A 17,289-nucleotide genomic window follows, 5' to 3' on the forward strand; every position below is an offset into this window, starting at 1 on the left:
TTAGGCAATGTCTCAGTGTAATGCGCGATTCAACGAGATCGCAGCAACGCTAGGGCATTTCACGTGCACGGACGCTCCGGCCATCGTTCACATTCGCAACCCGTTCGCGTTGTCCAATCCGACGCTGCCGGTGCTGGAACTGATGATGGTCGTTGGCGCCCTACTCGCACTGTGGTGGTCGATTCGGCGGATTCGGCGGGACAACGACCCGACCAATCTGGCGCTGTGGTTTGCGTCCATCGTCTATCTACTTGTCACCGAGATTCCGCTGTATTTTCCCCACCTGTTTATGGTCGAAGATCAGATCGGTGTGGTCTTCGACCACAACGTCTTCACCGTTCAGTTCATGTATGAACGGCTGCCGCTCTACATCGTCGCGCTGTATCCCGCGGTGACGACCCTGGCATTCGAAATCGTCCGCACGCTAGGAATTTTCCGATCACGTGGCATTCTGGTCGGCTCGGTATGTGTCGGCCTGGTACACCAGTGCTGCTACGAAGTCTTCGACCAGTTGGGTCCGCAGCTGCGTTGGTGGGCATGGAACACGCAGAACCCGCTCAACCGTCCGATGTTCGCCTCGGTGCCGATGACGAGTGTCTTCATCTTTGCCACGCTCGGCCCCGCCGTGCTAGCGCTGCTGGTGATGCTGTTCGTCGGCCGCAAGGCCGGAAGCCGGCTCAGCGCGGCAAGCCTGTTGTGGCGCACGATCGTTGCCGGCGCGCTGGTCCCGGTCGGGGTGGCGATCCTGAGTATTCCGTCGTCGATTTTCGGTGGCAGTCATCCGAACATTACCGCCCAGGCCGTTGTCTTCGTCGTCGAACTCGTGGCGTTCGCGGCGATCGCGATTCCTGTGTTGATCAGCGCCCGCCGCGCTGCCCTGCCGAATCTATTCGTTCGGATCTTCGGGCCGATCTATCTGTTGGTCCTCGGAATCCTCTGGTTCACCGCACTTCCCGATTACCTCGCGGCTAAGGACGGCATCACCAGCGACGAAACACCCACCGGCAATCTAATTTACGCCGGTGGGTGTTTCGTGGTCGCGGTGCTGCTGGTGGGTGTGACGAACCGGTCCACATACGGCGCGAACCGTGCCCGCAGCTCGGCCTTGTGCAGTCCAAGATCCGCGGCGTGATACTCGACGCGACCTAGCCGGCCCCGCTGGTGGCCGGCCATGTACTGTGCCACAGCCTTTCTCGAGTCCTCGGATGGTGAGTAGCCGGCTGTGTCCCAGACACGCTGTGCCATCGCCAGGTCGTCGGCCATGAACTCGTCGAAGCGGACGTCGATGGTGCGCTGCGCCGGCAATCGATCATGGTCGCGCAGGCAAGCGCTGAGCAGCTCGTCGATCCGCGTAATCCAGTATTCGGCCACCGTGTTCACGTCGACGTCGTCGACGCTCATCCGCATGGTGTAGGTCATCATCGTGGCCATCGACACCGCGACGTCCACCGGGTCGCGGTGGGTGACGATGAATGTTGCGTCGGGAAATACGTTGAGGATTGGGATGAACTGCTCGAGGTGCTGTGGCGACTTGAGCACCCATCGTCGGTCGTAGCCGTCTTGATGCTGCAGCACTTGCAGCATCATCCGCAGAAACTGGTAGCCCGGGGTCTGGTCATGGTCGCTCAGGTAGTCGGACCAGCGCGGCAGATGGGTGAGCGTGGTGAAGAAGCCGCTCGAAAAGTCCTGCACCATAAGCCCGATGTCTTCGTGGATGTGATCGATCGTCATCTCGTGCATCAGCGTGAAGTACGGCATAAGCGTGTTGGAAATGTTGAGTGCGTCGCCGGTGCGCTGGCGGCGAGGCTCGATGGTGCCTTCTTCTCCGGGCGCGGGCAGTGGCTCCTGGGCTTCCCAATACGGCAATGACCGCAGCGCGGGGTCCGCGGCCAACAAACTGTGCAGATGCGTGGTGCCGGTACGCGGCAGCCCGGCGATCACCAGGGGCGCTTGGATGCTGACGTCGAAGATCTCGGGGTGGCGCTTGAGATGATCGATGACGCGCAGCCTGCCCTTGAGGAAGGTCAGCATCAGTGAGAACGCGTAGGTGCGGCCGAACGCGGTTAGGCGCGGCAACTCGTGAAAAGCTTCGAGCAGCACCGCCATCCGCTCGCGATAATCCTGCTCACCGAAGTCGGTCAAGCCGGTCTGCGTAGTGGCCTGGTCGTGCAGGGCGTCGGTGGTCAGCGGACAGTAGTCGGCCATCGCGGCCATGCCGTCGACGATCACCTGAGCTTGGGGTGTGAAGGTCGGCTTGGCGAGGTCGGTGATGCGGATGGCGTCGGTCACATCCGGACCCTACAGTCGCCATTACACATTTTACAACCTACGTTGTGCTGTATTTTGACCCGAGTTTATGATGCCACCCATGGCCAATCCTCAGAGTTCAGCCGCATGGCGCGAACTGCTCACAGCCTTCGCGGATTTCGAGACTCTGTTCCTCGACGGACCGAAGGCGGTGCGGGGCGAGTTGGCCGTCGCCGAGGGCTACGAGTTTCTCGCCACGATGCTCGGTCTGTCGTTGGACGTGACGCTGTTCGCGGACCCGGTGGCACCCCGCTTCCACGATGTGCTGACGCCGTTTCGCCGCGACCGTCGCTGGGGTGGTGACAACACGGATGCTTACTACAGCTACGTCGTCATCGACCCGATGCGGACGTATCGCCTCAGCGGCGCGGCCAACGGCAGCTCGTTGTACTCCATTGCGGTGTACAACGAACCCGAGCCGGGCGCCTGGCCGAACCGCACCATCGGGGTGCTCTACGACGAAGACATGCCGCTCGACGACGACGGGCGGTTCAGCTGCGTGCTGGGTCCGCAATGCCCGGCGGGGTATGACGGCGCGTTCATCGCGCTGGACGACGACGCGCACGGCGTGCTCACCCGCGACTACCACGAGGATCCCACCCGAACGCGCAGGGTGGACTGGGAGATCGAGGTCATCGACCACGGCGGCCAGCCCGCGACGCCGACGAAAACTGATGCGGCGGTGGCTAAGTCGTTGCGGGCGGCGCTGCGCTACACCCAGGACATGCTCGCACTCGTGCCGTTGGTACTGCAGGAGCGCATCCCGACTGAGCTTGCGGACGGACAAAACTTGTCCCACAACGTCCTTGCGCCGCCGTACCGGGCGGGCGCGGCCACGCACGGTTACTCCATGCAGAACGCCGTGTACAGCCTGGGCGCGTACGCCCTGGAACCCGGCGAGGCGCTGGTGATTACCTCGCGCCATCCCACCTGCCGGTTCTGGAATCTGACGCTGTGGAACCAGTACATGGCCGCGCCCGACCTCGAATACGGCCGTGGCAGTATCAATTCGGGCACCGCGGTCCCCAACCGGGACGGCAGCATCACTATCGTGATCAGCCGCGAGAAGCTCGACCACCCCAATGCCATCTCGACCAAAGACCACCCGGAAGGGTTGATGTCGTTTCGCTGGTTTCACGCCGACGATTTGCCCGAGCAGCCGGCTACCGAGGTTGTGCCGGCCGGCGAGGCGCCGTGCGCGCTGTCCTAGCGCCTCTTGCGGGCCGGGGGAGTCTGCACCACCGGCCCGATCCAATGCCGCAGCACGGCTCGCAACTCTGCCGCAGACCGCGGCGGGTCCGGTGGCACCAAGACCATCGACTGGATGATGCGTAGCAGGTACTCGACCAGGTCGTCGAAATTCTTACCGCGATAACCCAAAGCAGCCCAGCCGATTTCAGTGCGCTCCAGCAGCACGCGCGATCGCCTGACTGATTCGCCCAAGACCATTTGGCGGCTCATCGAGCGGCTTTGATCGGTTTCCAGCAGCATCATCAGCACGGGCTCTTCCGGCAATTGCTCGACGAGGTAGGCGACGGCTTCGACGAGGAGATCGACCGGATCGCCATTGCCGGCGGTGAGCTCGGCGATCCGGGAGGTCCAGCCTCCGAGGGCGACGTCGCTTGCGGCCGTGACCAGTTCGTCGAGCGTCGCGAAGTAGCGATACACGGTGGGGCGGGTAACGCCGAGGTCGCCCGCGATCACCGACAGGCTGGTGTGTTGCGGGCCCCGCCGTTCGATACTTCGCAGGGCCGCGTCGATGATGCGCTTGCGCGCTTCCTCATCGTCGGCCGGTGGTGCTCCGCCCCAACCTTTTCGGCCCATGACTCGACGGCCTAACGGAGTGCGGCGCGGGAATGCCTGATCATACAAAGAGTCTAGTGCTGTCAAATGAATCTGGCCAACTGCGGCCGCGGCTATTGATCCCGATTTCGCCTCCGGCGCCGACGGCCTTTCGCCTCTTCGGTCCACTCCTTTTCGACCCGTCCGATCTGCAGCGACAGCTGCATCAGGGTGGGATTGTCGCAGTGGACTTCGTGCGCAGTGCGAAACTTAGCCGCTTCGCCGGTGCTGGGTAGGTGGGGCCGCAAACCTTCGAACCACTCGTCGCCCACGACGTTGGGCGGGTCATCGACGCGAGGTCCGCAGGACCACTGCCGGTAGGCATCGCGTGCCCCGGCCAAGCCACACCGCCACTGTTGGATCGCTTCGCATCGCTGCGAATGTATTTGGCTCCTCATCTGATGCTTGTTGGTGCCGTTTAGCGCCATCCCGGGAAGCAGGTTATCGGCGGCCGACTTTGCGATGCCCGCGATGCCCATGGCCGATGCGCCCACGACCGTGCCCATCAGGCCCATCGTCATCATGTCCATCTGCCGATCGTTGCACTCGGGGCCGCGTGACAAAAGAAAACTGAGGCATTTGCATGTGTCGGGGTGGCGTCGAGGATTACTGCTCGGCAACCATGCGGGTAGCGAGGTCGTAGAGCGCGGTCGCGTGCATTTCGAATAATGCGAGGAGGTCGACGGAGTCCCCGCCGAGTTCCTTGGCGACAAAGAGCCCGTCGGCGCCCGCGATCGCGTAGGTAATGAATTGTTGCAGTTGCACATCGGTGAGGCCGGGGACGATCTCGCGGGTGGTGGTCGCGAGCGTGGCTCGCATCTGCGTCCGGACATCGATGAACATCTCCCGCGCGCGGGGCTCGACGGGCCGGCGCTCCAGGGCAAGCATCAAACCGAGCCGGAGGAAATCGGGGGAGTCCAAGAACGCCTTGGCCTGCTGCAGCGCCATTGTTATCAGCCGCTCGCGACCGGTGCCTTCGTCGGGCACCTCCCAGGCCGCTCGCCAACGCTCGAAGTTGCGTTCGATGACGGCGGCCAGCAGGTCGTCCTTGTCCTTGAAGTGCCAATAGATCGAGCTGGCAGGTAGCCCCGATTTGGTGCTGACCAGCGCGATACTGGTGCCCTCGTAACCGCGCTCGCCGGCGATCTGGGTTGCCGCATCCAGGATGCGGACCCGGGACGCTTCACCGTCGACGCGGCGGCGTCGCTGGGATGGCTGCCGCTTGGTGTCGGCCATCGAAACTCCTTGCGCTCGGGTCTTGACTTCGACTCAATCCCATCTTACTGTAGTGATCACTACATTACTGTAGTGATCACTACAGATTCCACCCCCGATTACCGGGCGATACGAATGAGGGACAGCGATGATCTCCAGCTACGACGTCGCAGTCATCGGTTACGGGCCGACGGGCGCTACCGCCGCCAATATGCTTGGGGCCCTTGGCCTCAATGTGATCGTCATCGAGCGGGATCCGGACGTGTACGGGCGAGCGCGTGCCATTTCCACCGATGACGAGGTCATGCGTATTTGGCAGTCAATCGGCCTGGCCGATCGACTGCACCGGGACATGCTGGCCGACCGCCCGCTGGCCTGGGTCGACGCCAACGGGGTGCCGTTTCTCGAGACCACCATGACGCCGCGCGACTGCGGCTACCCAGCGCAGCAGTTCCTCTACCAACCGGCGGTCGACCACGTGCTGCGCGAGGGCGTCGCGCGCTTCGACAACGTCGAGGTCCTCCTCGAACACGAATGTTTTCGGGTATTGAATGTTGTTGACGCACAGTCTCAGTGGGTCGATCTCCTGCTTGCCGACTTGCGGACCGACACCCTCAAGCGGATTCGCGCGTCTTACGTGATCGCCGCGGACGGCGGTTCTTCTCCTACCCGCGGCCTGCTCGGAGTCGGATACTCCGGTCGTACCTACAACGAACGCTGGGTAGTCATCGACACCAAGATGCTTCGCGAATGGGACGGTCACGACCGGATGCGGTTTCACTGCAACCCGAAACGCCCGACCGTGGATTGTCCGACGCCATTGGGGCACCACCGCTGGGAGTACCCGGCCCGTGCCGGTGAGGACGAGAAGAATCTTGTGAGTGAGGCGGCCGTGTGGAAGGTTCTGCACGAACAGGGCATCACCGAGGACCAGGTGAAGATCTTGCGGGCCGTCGTCTACAGCCACCACGTGCGGGTGGCCGACCGATGGCGCGTCGGCCGTGTCTTCCTGGCCGGCGATGCCGCGCACGCCATGCCGCCTTGGATCGGCCAAGGGATGTCCGCCGGTGTGCGTGATGCGGCCAACCTGTGCTGGAAACTCGCGGCGGTGATCCGCGGCCAAGCGCCCGAATCACTGCTCGACACCTACCAGGTCGAACGTAAACCCCATGTCACCGAGGTCACCCGCCGCACGGTGCGTAACGGGCGGCTCATCACCGAACGACGAAAGGCTTTGGTCTTTCTGCGGAATCACCTGCTGCGCACGCTGACTCGCATACCCGGTGTGATCGAGGCCGGGCGGAAACTGATATGGATCCCCGACGCGCATTTCCGCGACGGGTTTTTCACGCGCGTTGCTCATCCCGCAGTTGGCTGGCAGCTGCCGCAACCGTGGGTGACCGACTGCGGCGGAGACAGACGACGGCTGGATGATGTCATCGGTGGACGTTGGGCTGTCGTGTATTTCGGTGTCCGGCCAGTCGGCATGGATTTCTGGGAGAGGCTGGGTGCATTGCCGGTGGCCGTCACCAAGAACCACCCTTATCCGGGTGCGATCTGGGACCAGGACGGTGTGCTGACCCGTTGGGTTCGTGACAAGAACGCCGCCGCGATGGTGGTTCGCCCGGATGGATTCATATTCGCCGCAGCCGGTAGCGGACACCGACTGCCGCCACCCCCGGCAGGTGTCGCCAACCTGTCGGTGAGCGCACCGATCCCGGCCGGAGCCATTGCATGACCGCCGCCCAACTGATCGAGCGCACTATCGACGTCGCGGGAAAGCCGATCTTCCTGACCGAAGCCGGGAGCGGGCGGCCCGTCGTCCTGCTGCACGGCGGAGGCCCGGGCGCTTCGGGCCTGTCCAACTACTCGCGCAATATCGATGCCCTCGCGACGCATTTCCGGGTCATCGTGCCCGACATGCCTGGCTACGGCAGGTCGGCCAAGGGCGTCGACCAGCACGACCCGTTCGGCTATCTGGCCGACATGATGCGCGGCCTCATCGACGAACTCGGCATCGACACAGCCCATTTCGTGGGCAACTCCTATGGCGGTGCGGCGGCACTACGGCTTGCGCTGGACACCCCACACCGGGTCGGCAGGCTGGTGTTGATGGGGCCGGGCGGGATCGGTACTACCAGAAGCTTGCCCAGTGCCGGGATCAAAAGTCTGCTGTCGTACTACACCGGAGACGGTCCAAGCCGAGACAAGCTCGCCACGTTCATCCGCCGTTACCTGGTTTACGACGGCGCGTCGGTGCCCGACGACCTGATCGACGTGCGTTACCAGGCTTCGATTGACCCGCAGGTGGTGGCGGATCCGCCGCTGCGCCGTCCGTCCGGTTTGCGCACGCTGTGGCGGATGGATCTCACCCGTGACCGCCGGCTGGGGCAACTCACGACGCCGACGCTGATCCTCTGGGGTCGGGACGACAGGGTGAATCGCCCCACCGGCGGTCCGATGTTGCTGAACCTGCTGCCGAATGCCGAGCTGGTCATGACGTCGCGCACCGGGCACTGGATGCAGTGGGAGCGAGCGGATTTGTTCAATCGGCTGGCCATCGATTTCCTGGGAGGTGCGCCATGAGTCCCTCGGTGTTCGGAAACGTTCGTTTGGGCTACGTGGTGATAGAAAGCCAAAAGTTCGGCGACTGGCGGCGTTTCGGCCGCGACGCCATCGGCATGCATCTGGATGACGCGCTGACGGATGCGATGCGATTTCGCCTCGATGACCACGAGTGCCGGTTCCTAATCGAACGCGGCGACGCCGAGGATGTCACCGCACTCGGTTGGCAACTGGATGACCACGAGTCATTCGATGCGGTGCTCGCCCGTGTCACCCAGCACAGCGTGCCGTTCACCGACGGCACCGACGACCAGGCCGCTCTGCGAGGGGTGGAGCGACTGGTGCGGTTCCCCGGACCCAATGGCCTGACCCAGGAGGTGTTCATCCGCGCCCGGTCTGCGGGTACCCCGCCGCGGCTAGCAGCGCGCAGCGGATTCATCACCGGGGCGGCCGGTATGGGCCACGTCGCGGTTACCACCACCCGACCGCACCAGGTGCGTGGGTACTACACCACCGTGTTCGACGCGCGGCTCTCCGATTACATCGATGAGACGATCAGCGGTCTGAAGCTGAAGATCCGGTTCCTGCGAGTCAACGAGCGCCACCACTCCATCGCGATCGCAGCGGTCAATCGCATGCCTCTCAACCCAATTCGCACCCGGGTGCAGCACGTCAACATCCAGGTCGCCGACCTCGATGACATGACTGAGGCCTACCAACGGGTCAAGGAACTCGGCTTCCGTATGGCGCTGGGGATCGGCCAGCACACCAACGACAAGGAACTGTCCTTCTATGCCGTCACGCCCTCCGGATTCGAATGGGAACTCGGCTGGAATCCCATCGTCGTCGACGAGACGACCTGGAAACCCAGCACTTACCAGGGCATCAGCATCTGGGGCCACACGCCGGAGGGCCAGACGATTGTCGACAAGCTCGCTCAGTTCAAGGCCGGCGCCGCTTCGCTGCTGCACAGCGAGGACGTCGTTCCCGCGCTCGCCGGTGCGGGTATCCCAGACTGCTGAAAAACCACGCAAGGAGCAACGCTGATGCGGATCGACACCCACCATCACGCCGTCCCCTCCTCCTACCGAGAGTTGTTGCAAAAGCCGGTATTGACGAAGCTGGTGGTCGTGCTGTGCCGGAATGGAGTCCGGACGGCTCACTGCAGGCCATGTCCGAACTCGGCGTGGGGACGGCGATTCTGTCGGTGTCCGCGCCGGGCACCACGTTCCTGCCGAATCCGGCCGACGCTGCCGCGTTGGCTCGCGACCTCAACAACTACCTGGCCACTGTGGTCGCTGCTCAGGCGGATCGGTTCGGATTCTTCGCGACCATCCCCATGCCGCATGTCGACGAGTCAGTCAGCGAGGTTGTCAGGTCGCTCGACGAATTGCACGCTGACGGCGTCATCTTGCTGGCCAACGCGGCCGGAGTCTACCTGGGCCAGGACGGTCAGGACGACCTGTTCGCGGCGCTGGATGCACGTTCGGCGGTGGTCTTCATCCATCCGGCCGATCTGCCGGGACCCGCCATCAGCGGTATTCTGCCCTTCGCGACGGATTTTCTGCTCGACACAACCCGCGCGGCATACCTTTTGGTACGCAACGAAATTCGTCGTAAGTATCCCAACATCAAATTCATCCTGAGCCACGCGGGCGGCTTCGTGCCCTACGCCTCGCATGGCGATCGGCATCATGAGCGACACCGGACACGGCCTGACGGATACCCTGGACGACTTCGCGGGGTTCTACTTCGACACCGCTTTGTCGTCCACCGCCGCCGCGTTGCCGAGCCTGCTCGCATTCGCCAAACCCGGACACGTGACCTTCGGTTCCGACTATCCCGTCGCGCCTATCCCGGCGGCACAGTTGTTCGCCGCAGGCCTTCAGAGCTACCCCGGACTCGGCGCCGATGCCCGCGCGGCAATCGAGCGCAGCAATGCGCTGCGACTGTTCCCCCGTCTCGGCACGTCCACAGGAGCACCCGGTGACGGTTTCATAGCAGCGGCTTCTGCCAGGACAGAACACGTTCGGCCAGTTCAGGTCCGCTGTCTTCCTGAATGAAATGACTGGCCCTGATGCGGGCGTGCGGCTGGCCGGCCGCCCCCGGGACGTGTTTGATCAGCGGTCGGTCGGCTTGGCCCAGGATCGGGTCGCGAGCTCCGAAGATGGCGAGGAAGGGCTTCTCCCACCGGCCCAGCGCGTCCCAGGCCGCTCGATTGGCCGGAATGGCAGGATCCTGGGGCGTGGTCGGTACCAACTGCGGGAACGCGCGGGCCCCGGCTTGATAGGTCTTGTCGGGGAATGGCGCGTCGTAACCGGCTCGCACCTTCGGAGGTACCCGGCGGACGGTGCCGCCCGCGACGATGCGACCCGCGGGCAGTACGGGGGAGTAGCGCGCGAAAGCTCGCCACGCGTGGAAGGCGGCAGGGGTACGCCGCTGGGCTGTCGGCAGAAAGCCGTTCGCGACGACGATGCGCGCGATCCGCTCGCCCTGCTCGGCGGCGATGCGCAAACCGATCAGCGAGCCCCAATCCTGGACGAACAGCGTGACTTCCTTCAGCCTGAGGCGTTCGAACCACGCCGTGATCCACTCGACGTGCCGCAGGTAGGTGTAATCCTCGATCCGGCTGGGCTTGTCGGAGCGGCCAAAGCCGATCAGATCGGGTGCGAGCACGCGGTTTCCCGCTTCGACCAGCGGCGGAATCATCGTGCGGTACAGGTAGCTCCAGGTGGGTTCGCCGTGCAGCAGCACGATCGGCGGCCCGTCGCAAGGTCCCTCGTCGAGGAAGTGCATGCGCACCGGAGGGCAGTCGCTTGCCGCCACGTCAATGTAGTTCGCTACGAACGGATAGCCTTCCAAGTTTTCGAATCGGGAGTCTGGGGTTCGCAGCACATCCATATTCAGCTCCTCCGGTGGACGGGCACCCCTGCAAGCCTCTCTCCGCAGAGCGCGTTTCGTCCAGTACGAGATTTCATTGGGGAAGAAGCCGGCAGGCCACTAAAATAGCGAACTTATGGCCATCCGTCGCGCCGTTCTGCTGATTGCCGATATCGGCGGCTACACGCAGTACATGGCTTGGAACCGGACGCACCTCGCGCACGCGCAGCAGACGGTGGCGCAGCTGCTGGAGTCGATTATCGACGCAGGTAAAGGCCTAAAGTTGGCGAAGTTGGAGGGCGACGCCGCATTCTTCTGGGCGCCGGACGGTAACGCCAAAGCGCTGGTGTGCGATCGGCTCTGGCACATGCGACAGTCGTTCCTCGCGCGGCGGCAGCGGATCAAAGCCGACATCGCCTGCGATTGTGCGAGCTGCTCCCAACTCGACAGCCTGTCGCTGAAGTTCGTCGCGCACGAAGGCGAGGTGGCCGAACAAAAGGTCAAACGCCACGTCGAACTGGCCGGCGTCGACGTCATCCTGGTGCACCGGATGCTGAAAAATCAGGTGCCAGTGCCGGAGTACGTGCTGATGACCGATCCGGTAGCGGCGTGCCTCGACGAGTCGATGCGGGGGCTTTCGATGCCGCTGACGCACGATTTCGAGGGCATCGGTGCAACGTCGACGCATTACATCGACCTCGCCACGTCGGAGGTGCCACCGGCACCCCCACAGCGCGGCTTTTTTGGCCGGCTGGGTATGACGGCGAAGTTCGAGTTGAGCACAGTGCCGTTCCTGTTGGGCCTCAAGAAGCCTGCCGAAGGCTTCCGGAATCTGGGTCGCGGCGCCGAGGACATCCCCGCATAACGCAAACGTTATGTCGTACAGCGTTATTGGGCATCGGCGAGCGCACGACCCATGCGTGATACGGCCTCGGTCAGAATGGCTTGTGAGGTAGCGAAATTCAGCCGCACGTGTCCGGCGCCGCCGGTGCCGAAGACATGGCCGGAGCTAAGCGCGACGCGTGCATGGTCGAGAAACCAGCGAGCAGGCCCGGATAGGTCGGCCACCACCGCAAGGCCATCCGCGGTATCTTCGGCAAAACCGAGCTCTCGGCAATCGAGCCAAGCGAGGTAAGTACCTTGCGGGCGTTGGTATTTCACGCCGGGCAGATGCTCGGCGACCAGGTCGCCGAGCAACGTCCGGTTTGCGTCCAGGCCTTCCATTAGCGCGTCGAGCCAGTCGTCGGCGCTGCGGAACGCTTCGGCGTGCGCGATGATGCCGAGGTGGCTCGGCCCGTGGCTGACCTCCTCGGGCATCCGGTGCAGATCCGCCGCCGCCGCGGGTCCGGCGATGGCCAGGGCCGCCTTCAGCCCGGAAAGATTCCACGCCTTTGAGGCGGAGATCAGGGCGAACGCGTCCTCGGCGCCCGGGACGCTCAGGTAGGGAGTGAACTGCGAGCCCGGCAGAATGACCGGCGCGTGGATCTCGTCGGACACCACCCGGACCCGTGAGCGCTGGGCACATTCGGCCACGCTGCGCAATTCGTCGAAGGTGTGCACCGTCCCGGTCGGATTGTGCGGATTGCACAACAGGTATGCGATCTTTCGGCCCGAGGCTCGCGCATGCGTGAACGCTTCCTCCAAGGCGTCCAACGCAATTCGTCCCTCGTGATCGAGTGGTGCCTCGATCACCCGACGGCCCGAGTGCGCGACGAAAGCGTAGAACGGCGCATAGACCGGCGGGTTGACGATCACCGCGTCGCCCGGATCGGTGATAAGTCGCAGTGTCTCAACGATTCCGAGCATCACATCTGGAACGATCGTGGTGCGGCTGACCCTGAAATCGTGCCATTCCCAACGCCGCGAAGCGAATTCACCGACCGCCTCGGCGAGCGCGGTGCCCGACGGATAGCCGGTGTCGCCGTTGTCGATAGCCCTACGCAGCACGTCGGCCACAGTGGGCGGCAGCTGCACGTCCATCTCGGCAACCCACAACGGCAGCACGTCAGCGGGATGCGCGCGCCACTTCATGCTGGTGCGCTGCTGCAGGTGCTGCAGGGTGAGTTCCTCGAACGGATTAAGCGTCACTCTCGCAGACTAAGCTGCGGACGCCGCACGCGGACTCACCCGGTGACAAACGCGCCCCGGGGGATCGTCAGCGGCAGGTCAACCGAACTCAACAGGCCCGGCTCCGCGGCAACGACGTACGGCACGGCATTCACCACGCGCATTGCGGTGGCGACCATGGCGCCCGCACCCGACGTCATGCCCCCGACTCCGGCCTTGCGCGGATCCTTCAGCGTTGCTGCCAGCGAGCAGTCGATGTCGGGATCGCCATTGATCACGACCCGGTAAGACAGGTCGCCGATCCCTTCCGGCCAGTCCGGGGCAACGTCGTGCGCGAGCCGGGTGATGTGCTCGATGACGATGGCTTCGCGGCCGTCGACCACGCCGGTCGCCCGCATGCGCAGGGCACCGCAGGTTCCGGCCTCGACGGTGCCCATGGCGACCTCCAGCGTTCGGTTGGTGACTGCGCGGTCGAAAAACTCGCGGACTTCCTGGACTTCGACTCCCAGCGCGTCACCGATCAACCGGATCTGGCCCTGCCACTCGCCGGCAATCGCACCCGGAAAGCCGATCCACGGTTCGTAGTCGAGCGGTCGGCCGAAACCCAGTGCGTCACTCATGATGTCGGGGACGCCGTAGTCGTCGTACAGGCCGATCTCGTATGCATGAATCTTGTCGATGGACGACGATTGCGTGGACAGCACCAACGGCAGATAATCGGCGGCGAAGCCCGGCTCGATCCCGGATGCGTAGAGCGATACCTGGCCTTGTTTGGCCGCGGCGACGAGTTGGTCGCGCCACTGGGCGGGTTCGTACGCATGCGGATTGACCAGTCGCGTGGTGCTGGTCGTGACGACGTTGATTCCGGCTTCGAGCAGCCGGACGTAGTCCGGGATGGCCAGGGCGTCGCGTTCCGGGCCGCTGGCCGCATAGATCACGCAGTCCGGCTTGAGAGCGATCAGTGCGTCGGCATCGTTGGTGGCCTTCAGGCCGATCGGTTCGCCATTGGCGAGTTCGCCGGCGTCCCTGCCGTCCTTTTCCGGGGAGTGCACCCATACGCCGACTAGCTCCAGATCGGGGCGCCGTTGGATGGCGCGGATGGCGATTGAACCGATTCCGCCCGTCGCCCACACAACTACACGCTGAGCCATCATCTGGTTCTCCTCAGTTGAATGCGCGATGAAACCTGTGGTGGCCGTTGCCCTTACGGCAGCAGTTACCCACGTCCGCTTCGGAAGCTAACAGCAGCGAGCCCGCACGGTCAAGAGGTTAAGAGAGCAAGTACTATCCTAATGAACAAATCTTAGGTTAATGTGCGGGGTGTGAGGTACGAGCGGGCAATTGTTCACGCTTAGATTCGACATGCGCGCCCCGGCGTGGGCCGGGCCGGCGGCCGATCTGTACGTCGCGGCCATCGACATGTGCGCGTGGGCGGAGACGCGCGGCGCCGCGCTGGCCGTGCTATCTGAGCACCATGGTGCCGACGACGGCCACCTACCGGCACCGCTCACGTTGGCTTCGGCGATCGCGGCCCGGACGAACAGTTTGCCGATTCTGCTGGCGGCCGTGCCGATTCCGCTGTGGGATCCTGTCCGGCTCGCCGAGGAGATGTGCGTGCTGGACCTGATCAGTCGTGGGCGGGTGTCCTATGCCTTCGGCGTGGGACATCGACGTGAGGAATACGACCACTTCGGCGTCGACATCAGCACGCGCGGTCGAGTCGCCGACGAGACGCTCGCCGTGCTGGGCCCGCTGGTGCGGGGCGAAACCGTCGAGTACCGGGGCCGCGAGGTCCGCGTCACTCCACCGGGTGCGTCGCCCAACGGGCCGATGGTGTTGATCGCCGGCGGCAGCTTGGCCGCGGCGCGCCGCGCCGGCAGCCACGGCCTGGGGTTCATCTCCCAGACCGCCTCGCCGGGTTTGAAGGAGTACTACGAGGAGCAGTGCCGCGCGCACGGACACCAACCCGGAATAATCCAGCTTCCCCAACCAGCTACTCCGACAGCGGTTTTCGTGGCCGACAATGTCGACGAGGCATGGGACGAGCTGGGGCCGCACCTACTGCACGACGCGAAAGCCGCGGCGTCCTACCGGCCGCACGACGATTCGGTAGCAAGTATCACCCGTGCCGATAGCGTGGCGGCGCTTCGCGAGGACACCGGCCCGTACCGCATCGTCACACCCGAGGCGGCGATCGACCATGTGCGCGGTGGGCAACTGCTGCCGCTGGCTCCGCTGTGTGGCGGCGTCGCACCGGATGTGGCCTGGCCATATCTCGAGCGCGCCGCGGCCGCGGCCGGCCGAGCCCACGACAAGTAAGGAGCATTGCTGATGCGGGTTGTCGTGTGGTCGACCGGGGGAGTCGGTTCCATCGCGATCGATGCCATTGGCCGCCGACCGGATCTAGAACTTGTTGGTGTGTGGGTGCATTCGCCCGACAAGGTCGGCAAGGACGCCGGCGAGCTGGCCGGCCTCGAGCCCATCGGCGTCGCGGCCACCAATGATGCCGACGCGCTGATCACGCTGGCGCCAGACTGCGTGGTGTATGCGGCGAGTGGGCCCGACCGCGATGGGGCGGCGGTGCCCGACTACGTGCGTCTGTTGACGGCGGGCATCAACGTGGTGTCGACGACGTCCACGAGCCTGGTGTACCCGCCGTCCTATTTTGCGCCCAACTGGCGCGACGAGCTGGACGCGGCGGCCAAAGCCGGCCGGGCGTCGTTCTACGCATCGGGCATCTTTCCCGGCTTCGCTTCCGATCAGCTCGCGTTGCTGATGACGACACAGGCCAAGAGCATCCGCCGCATCACCGCCAGCGAGGTTGCGCTCAACGACCACTATCCGGTGGCCGACGTGATGATGGACGGGATGGGCTTTGGCCGGCCGCTGGATTTCGAGCCGATGCTCAAAACGCCCGGGTTCATCGAAATGGCTTGGAAGGCACCGATCTATCTGATCGCCAAGGGCCTTGGTGTCGAGGTGGAAGAAATTCGCGGCTCGCTCGATCGTGAACCGACGCACCGGGACGTCGAGGTTGCCTTCGGGACCGTCAAGGCGGGCACCTGCGGTGCGGTCCGCACCCGGGCGGCCGGGGTCGTCAACGGTGCGGAAGCGATCGTCATCGAGCACATCATCCGGATGGCACGCGATGTCGCACCGGACTGGCCGACGTCGGACTGTGACGCAACCTACCGGGTCGACATCGAGGGCGTTCCCGATATCCATTGCGTAATGACGCTCGGGGCGGCGCAGGGCCATGCTGCCGGACATGCCGCGATGGCGTCCACGGCCATGCGCGTCGTCAATGCGATCCCGTATGTCGTCGAGGCGGCGCCGGGCCTGCTGAGCTCGCTGGACATCCCGACCACGCTGCCGCTTTACGCCTTCGGCTGAACGTGTAACGTACGCCACACAGATTAGGCCACCTAGGAGTTTGCCGTGTACACACTGCGCTTCGATATGCGCGATCCCGAATGGGCTGCGGCCCCAGCCGATCTGTACGCCGCGGCTCCTGAAATGTGTGCGTGGGCCGAAGAACACGGTGGTCTGGCCGCCGTGCTGTGTGAGCATCACGGCTCCGAGGACGGCCACCTGCCATCACCGTTTTTGCTGGCCTCAGCGGTGGCCGCACGCACGGAGCGGCTGGCGCTGAGCCTGATCCTGATCCTTCCCTTTTACGAAGCCGTCCGTCTCGCCGAGGACATGGCGGTGCTCGACATCATCAGCAAGGGGCGGGCGTCGTACATCCTGGCCTTGGGTTACCGGCCCGAGGAGTTCGATCACTTCGGCTTGTCGATCAAGACACGTGGCCGGCTGTGCGACGAGAAACTCGCGCTGCTGCGGCCACTGCTTGCCGGGGAGACGGTCGTCGAAAACGGACGACGGATCACTGTGACTCCGCGACCGCTGACGCCCGGCGGGCCGGGGCTGATGTGGGGTGGCGGCACGGTGGCTGCGGCCCGCCGCGCCGGCAGATACGGCCTGGGCATGCTGGGCAACGCTAACGAATCGGGCATGCGGGAGGCCTACGAAGAGGCATGCCGCGAGCACGGAAATACGCCGGGGCCGACGATGTTTCCCGACCGCAACACACCCTCGGTGGTATTCGTCGCCGACGATGTGGACCAGGCGTGGAAAGAGATCGGCGAGCATCTGCTGCACGATGTGCGAACCTATGCGGCCTGGAATCCCGGGGATGAGACGACGGCGGGATTCAGCCACGTCAACACCGTCGACGAGCTGCGCGAGACGGGCACATCGCACATCATTATCTCTGTGCCAGAAGCGATCTCGCGGGTAAAAGCAGGCCAGGTGCTCAACCTGTCGCCGCTGTGTGGCGGACTGCCGCCTCAGATCGCGTGGCCGTATCTCAGGCGGGTGGGCGACGTGGTGCTGCCGCAGGCTCTGGGCTAA

The 17,289-nt window shown here is 64.3% G+C and carries 16 protein-coding genes and 1 pseudogene; 10 read left to right on the forward strand and 7 right to left on the reverse strand.

Annotated elements, in window-relative coordinates; all coding sequences use genetic code 11:
• Positions 1-7: 7 nt before the first annotated feature.
• Positions 8-1,132, forward strand: a complete 1,125-nt coding sequence (locus H7K34_RS01125) for a hypothetical protein (protein ID WP_264058935.1) — start codon at positions 8-10, stop codon at positions 1,130-1,132.
• Here the strand turns inward: H7K34_RS01125 and H7K34_RS01130 are convergent.
• Positions 1,015-2,289, reverse strand: coding sequence for a sulfotransferase family protein (locus H7K34_RS01130; protein WP_264058938.1), 1,275 nt, complete (start codon positions 2,287-2,289; stop codon positions 1,015-1,017). The genes H7K34_RS01125 and H7K34_RS01130 overlap by 118 nt on opposite strands.
• A gap of 79 nt (positions 2,290-2,368) precedes the next feature.
• Between H7K34_RS01130 and H7K34_RS01135 the strand changes: the two genes are divergently transcribed.
• On the forward strand, positions 2,369-3,517 hold the full coding sequence (locus tag H7K34_RS01135; RefSeq protein WP_264058940.1) for a DUF1214 domain-containing protein: 1,149 nt from the start codon (positions 2,369-2,371) through the stop codon (positions 3,515-3,517).
• Here the strand turns inward: H7K34_RS01135 and H7K34_RS01140 are convergent.
• The 3 genes from H7K34_RS01140 to H7K34_RS01150 all read right to left on the reverse strand — a co-directional run bounded on the left by H7K34_RS01140 (position 3,514) and on the right by H7K34_RS01150 (position 5,385).
• A complete protein-coding gene (locus H7K34_RS01140; RefSeq protein ID WP_264058943.1) occupies positions 3,514-4,131 on the reverse strand; it encodes a TetR/AcrR family transcriptional regulator in 618 nt (205 codons plus the stop codon). The genes H7K34_RS01135 and H7K34_RS01140 overlap by 4 nt on opposite strands.
• 92 nt (positions 4,132-4,223) lie before the next feature.
• The gene (locus H7K34_RS01145; protein WP_108921542.1) at positions 4,224-4,679 is read right to left on the reverse strand and encodes a hypothetical protein; all 456 of its coding nucleotides are present in this window, start codon (positions 4,677-4,679) and stop codon (positions 4,224-4,226) included.
• A gap of 76 nt (positions 4,680-4,755) precedes the next feature.
• Positions 4,756-5,385, reverse strand: coding sequence for a TetR/AcrR family transcriptional regulator (locus H7K34_RS01150; RefSeq protein WP_264058946.1), 630 nt, complete (start codon positions 5,383-5,385; stop codon positions 4,756-4,758).
• A 127-nt stretch (positions 5,386-5,512) separates the two neighbouring features.
• Here H7K34_RS01150 and H7K34_RS01155 point away from each other — a divergent pair, with 127 nt between their 5' ends.
• The 4 genes and pseudogenes from H7K34_RS01155 (at position 5,513) to H7K34_RS01170 (ending at position 9,992) form a co-directional block, all read left to right on the forward strand.
• Positions 5,513-7,102 (forward strand): bifunctional 3-(3-hydroxy-phenyl)propionate/3-hydroxycinnamic acid hydroxylase, encoded by a 1,590-nt coding sequence (locus tag H7K34_RS01155; RefSeq protein ID WP_264058947.1) that lies wholly within the window; start codon positions 5,513-5,515, stop codon positions 7,100-7,102.
• A complete protein-coding gene (locus H7K34_RS01160) occupies positions 7,099-7,950 on the forward strand; it encodes an alpha/beta fold hydrolase (protein ID WP_264058948.1) in 852 nt (283 codons plus the stop codon). Before H7K34_RS01155 ends, H7K34_RS01160 begins: the two co-directional genes overlap by 4 nt.
• Positions 7,947-8,951 (forward strand): VOC family protein, encoded by a 1,005-nt coding sequence (locus H7K34_RS01165; RefSeq protein WP_264058950.1) that lies wholly within the window; start codon positions 7,947-7,949, stop codon positions 8,949-8,951. The genes H7K34_RS01160 and H7K34_RS01165 overlap by 4 nt, the downstream gene beginning before the upstream one ends.
• Before the next feature lie 21 nt (positions 8,952-8,972).
• Positions 8,973-9,992: pseudogene (locus H7K34_RS01170) on the forward strand (amidohydrolase family protein).
• Here the strand turns inward: H7K34_RS01170 and H7K34_RS01175 are convergent.
• On the reverse strand, positions 9,925-10,830 hold the full coding sequence (locus tag H7K34_RS01175) for a haloalkane dehalogenase (RefSeq protein WP_264058952.1): 906 nt from the start codon (positions 10,828-10,830) through the stop codon (positions 9,925-9,927). The pseudogene H7K34_RS01170 and the gene H7K34_RS01175 overlap by 68 nt on opposite strands.
• Before the next feature lie 115 nt (positions 10,831-10,945).
• On the opposite strand from H7K34_RS01175, the gene H7K34_RS01180 reads away from it, so the two are divergent.
• Positions 10,946-11,674, forward strand: coding sequence for a DUF2652 domain-containing protein (locus tag H7K34_RS01180; RefSeq protein ID WP_264058957.1), 729 nt, complete (start codon positions 10,946-10,948; stop codon positions 11,672-11,674).
• Between the two features lie 23 nt (positions 11,675-11,697).
• On the opposite strand, the gene H7K34_RS01185 is transcribed toward H7K34_RS01180, so the two are convergent.
• Both H7K34_RS01185 and H7K34_RS01190 read right to left on the reverse strand, forming a co-directional pair.
• Positions 11,698-12,897, reverse strand: a complete 1,200-nt coding sequence (locus H7K34_RS01185) for a MalY/PatB family protein (RefSeq protein ID WP_264058961.1) — start codon at positions 12,895-12,897, stop codon at positions 11,698-11,700.
• Between the two features lie 35 nt (positions 12,898-12,932).
• Positions 12,933-14,030 carry an NAD(P)H-dependent amine dehydrogenase family protein gene (locus tag H7K34_RS01190; RefSeq protein ID WP_264058964.1) on the reverse strand — a complete coding sequence of 366 codons (1,098 nt, stop codon included), beginning with the start codon at positions 14,028-14,030 and terminating at the stop codon, positions 12,933-12,935.
• A 187-nt stretch (positions 14,031-14,217) separates the two neighbouring features.
• Between H7K34_RS01190 and H7K34_RS01195 the strand changes: the two genes are divergently transcribed.
• The 3 genes from H7K34_RS01195 to H7K34_RS01205 are packed head-to-tail and all read left to right on the forward strand — an operon-like array spanning position 14,218 to position 17,289.
• Positions 14,218-15,195 carry an LLM class flavin-dependent oxidoreductase gene (locus H7K34_RS01195; RefSeq protein WP_264058966.1) on the forward strand — a complete coding sequence of 326 codons (978 nt, stop codon included), beginning with the start codon at positions 14,218-14,220 and terminating at the stop codon, positions 15,193-15,195.
• 12 nt (positions 15,196-15,207) lie between these two features.
• Positions 15,208-16,269, forward strand: a complete 1,062-nt coding sequence (locus H7K34_RS01200; protein WP_264058968.1) for an NAD(P)H-dependent amine dehydrogenase family protein — start codon at positions 15,208-15,210, stop codon at positions 16,267-16,269.
• 45 nt (positions 16,270-16,314) lie between these two features.
• On the forward strand, positions 16,315-17,289 hold the full coding sequence (locus H7K34_RS01205; protein WP_264058969.1) for an LLM class flavin-dependent oxidoreductase: 975 nt from the start codon (positions 16,315-16,317) through the stop codon (positions 17,287-17,289).

The organism is Mycobacterium montefiorense (assembly GCF_025823255.1).
Taxonomy (GTDB): domain Bacteria; phylum Actinomycetota; class Actinomycetes; order Mycobacteriales; family Mycobacteriaceae; genus Mycobacterium; species Mycobacterium montefiorense.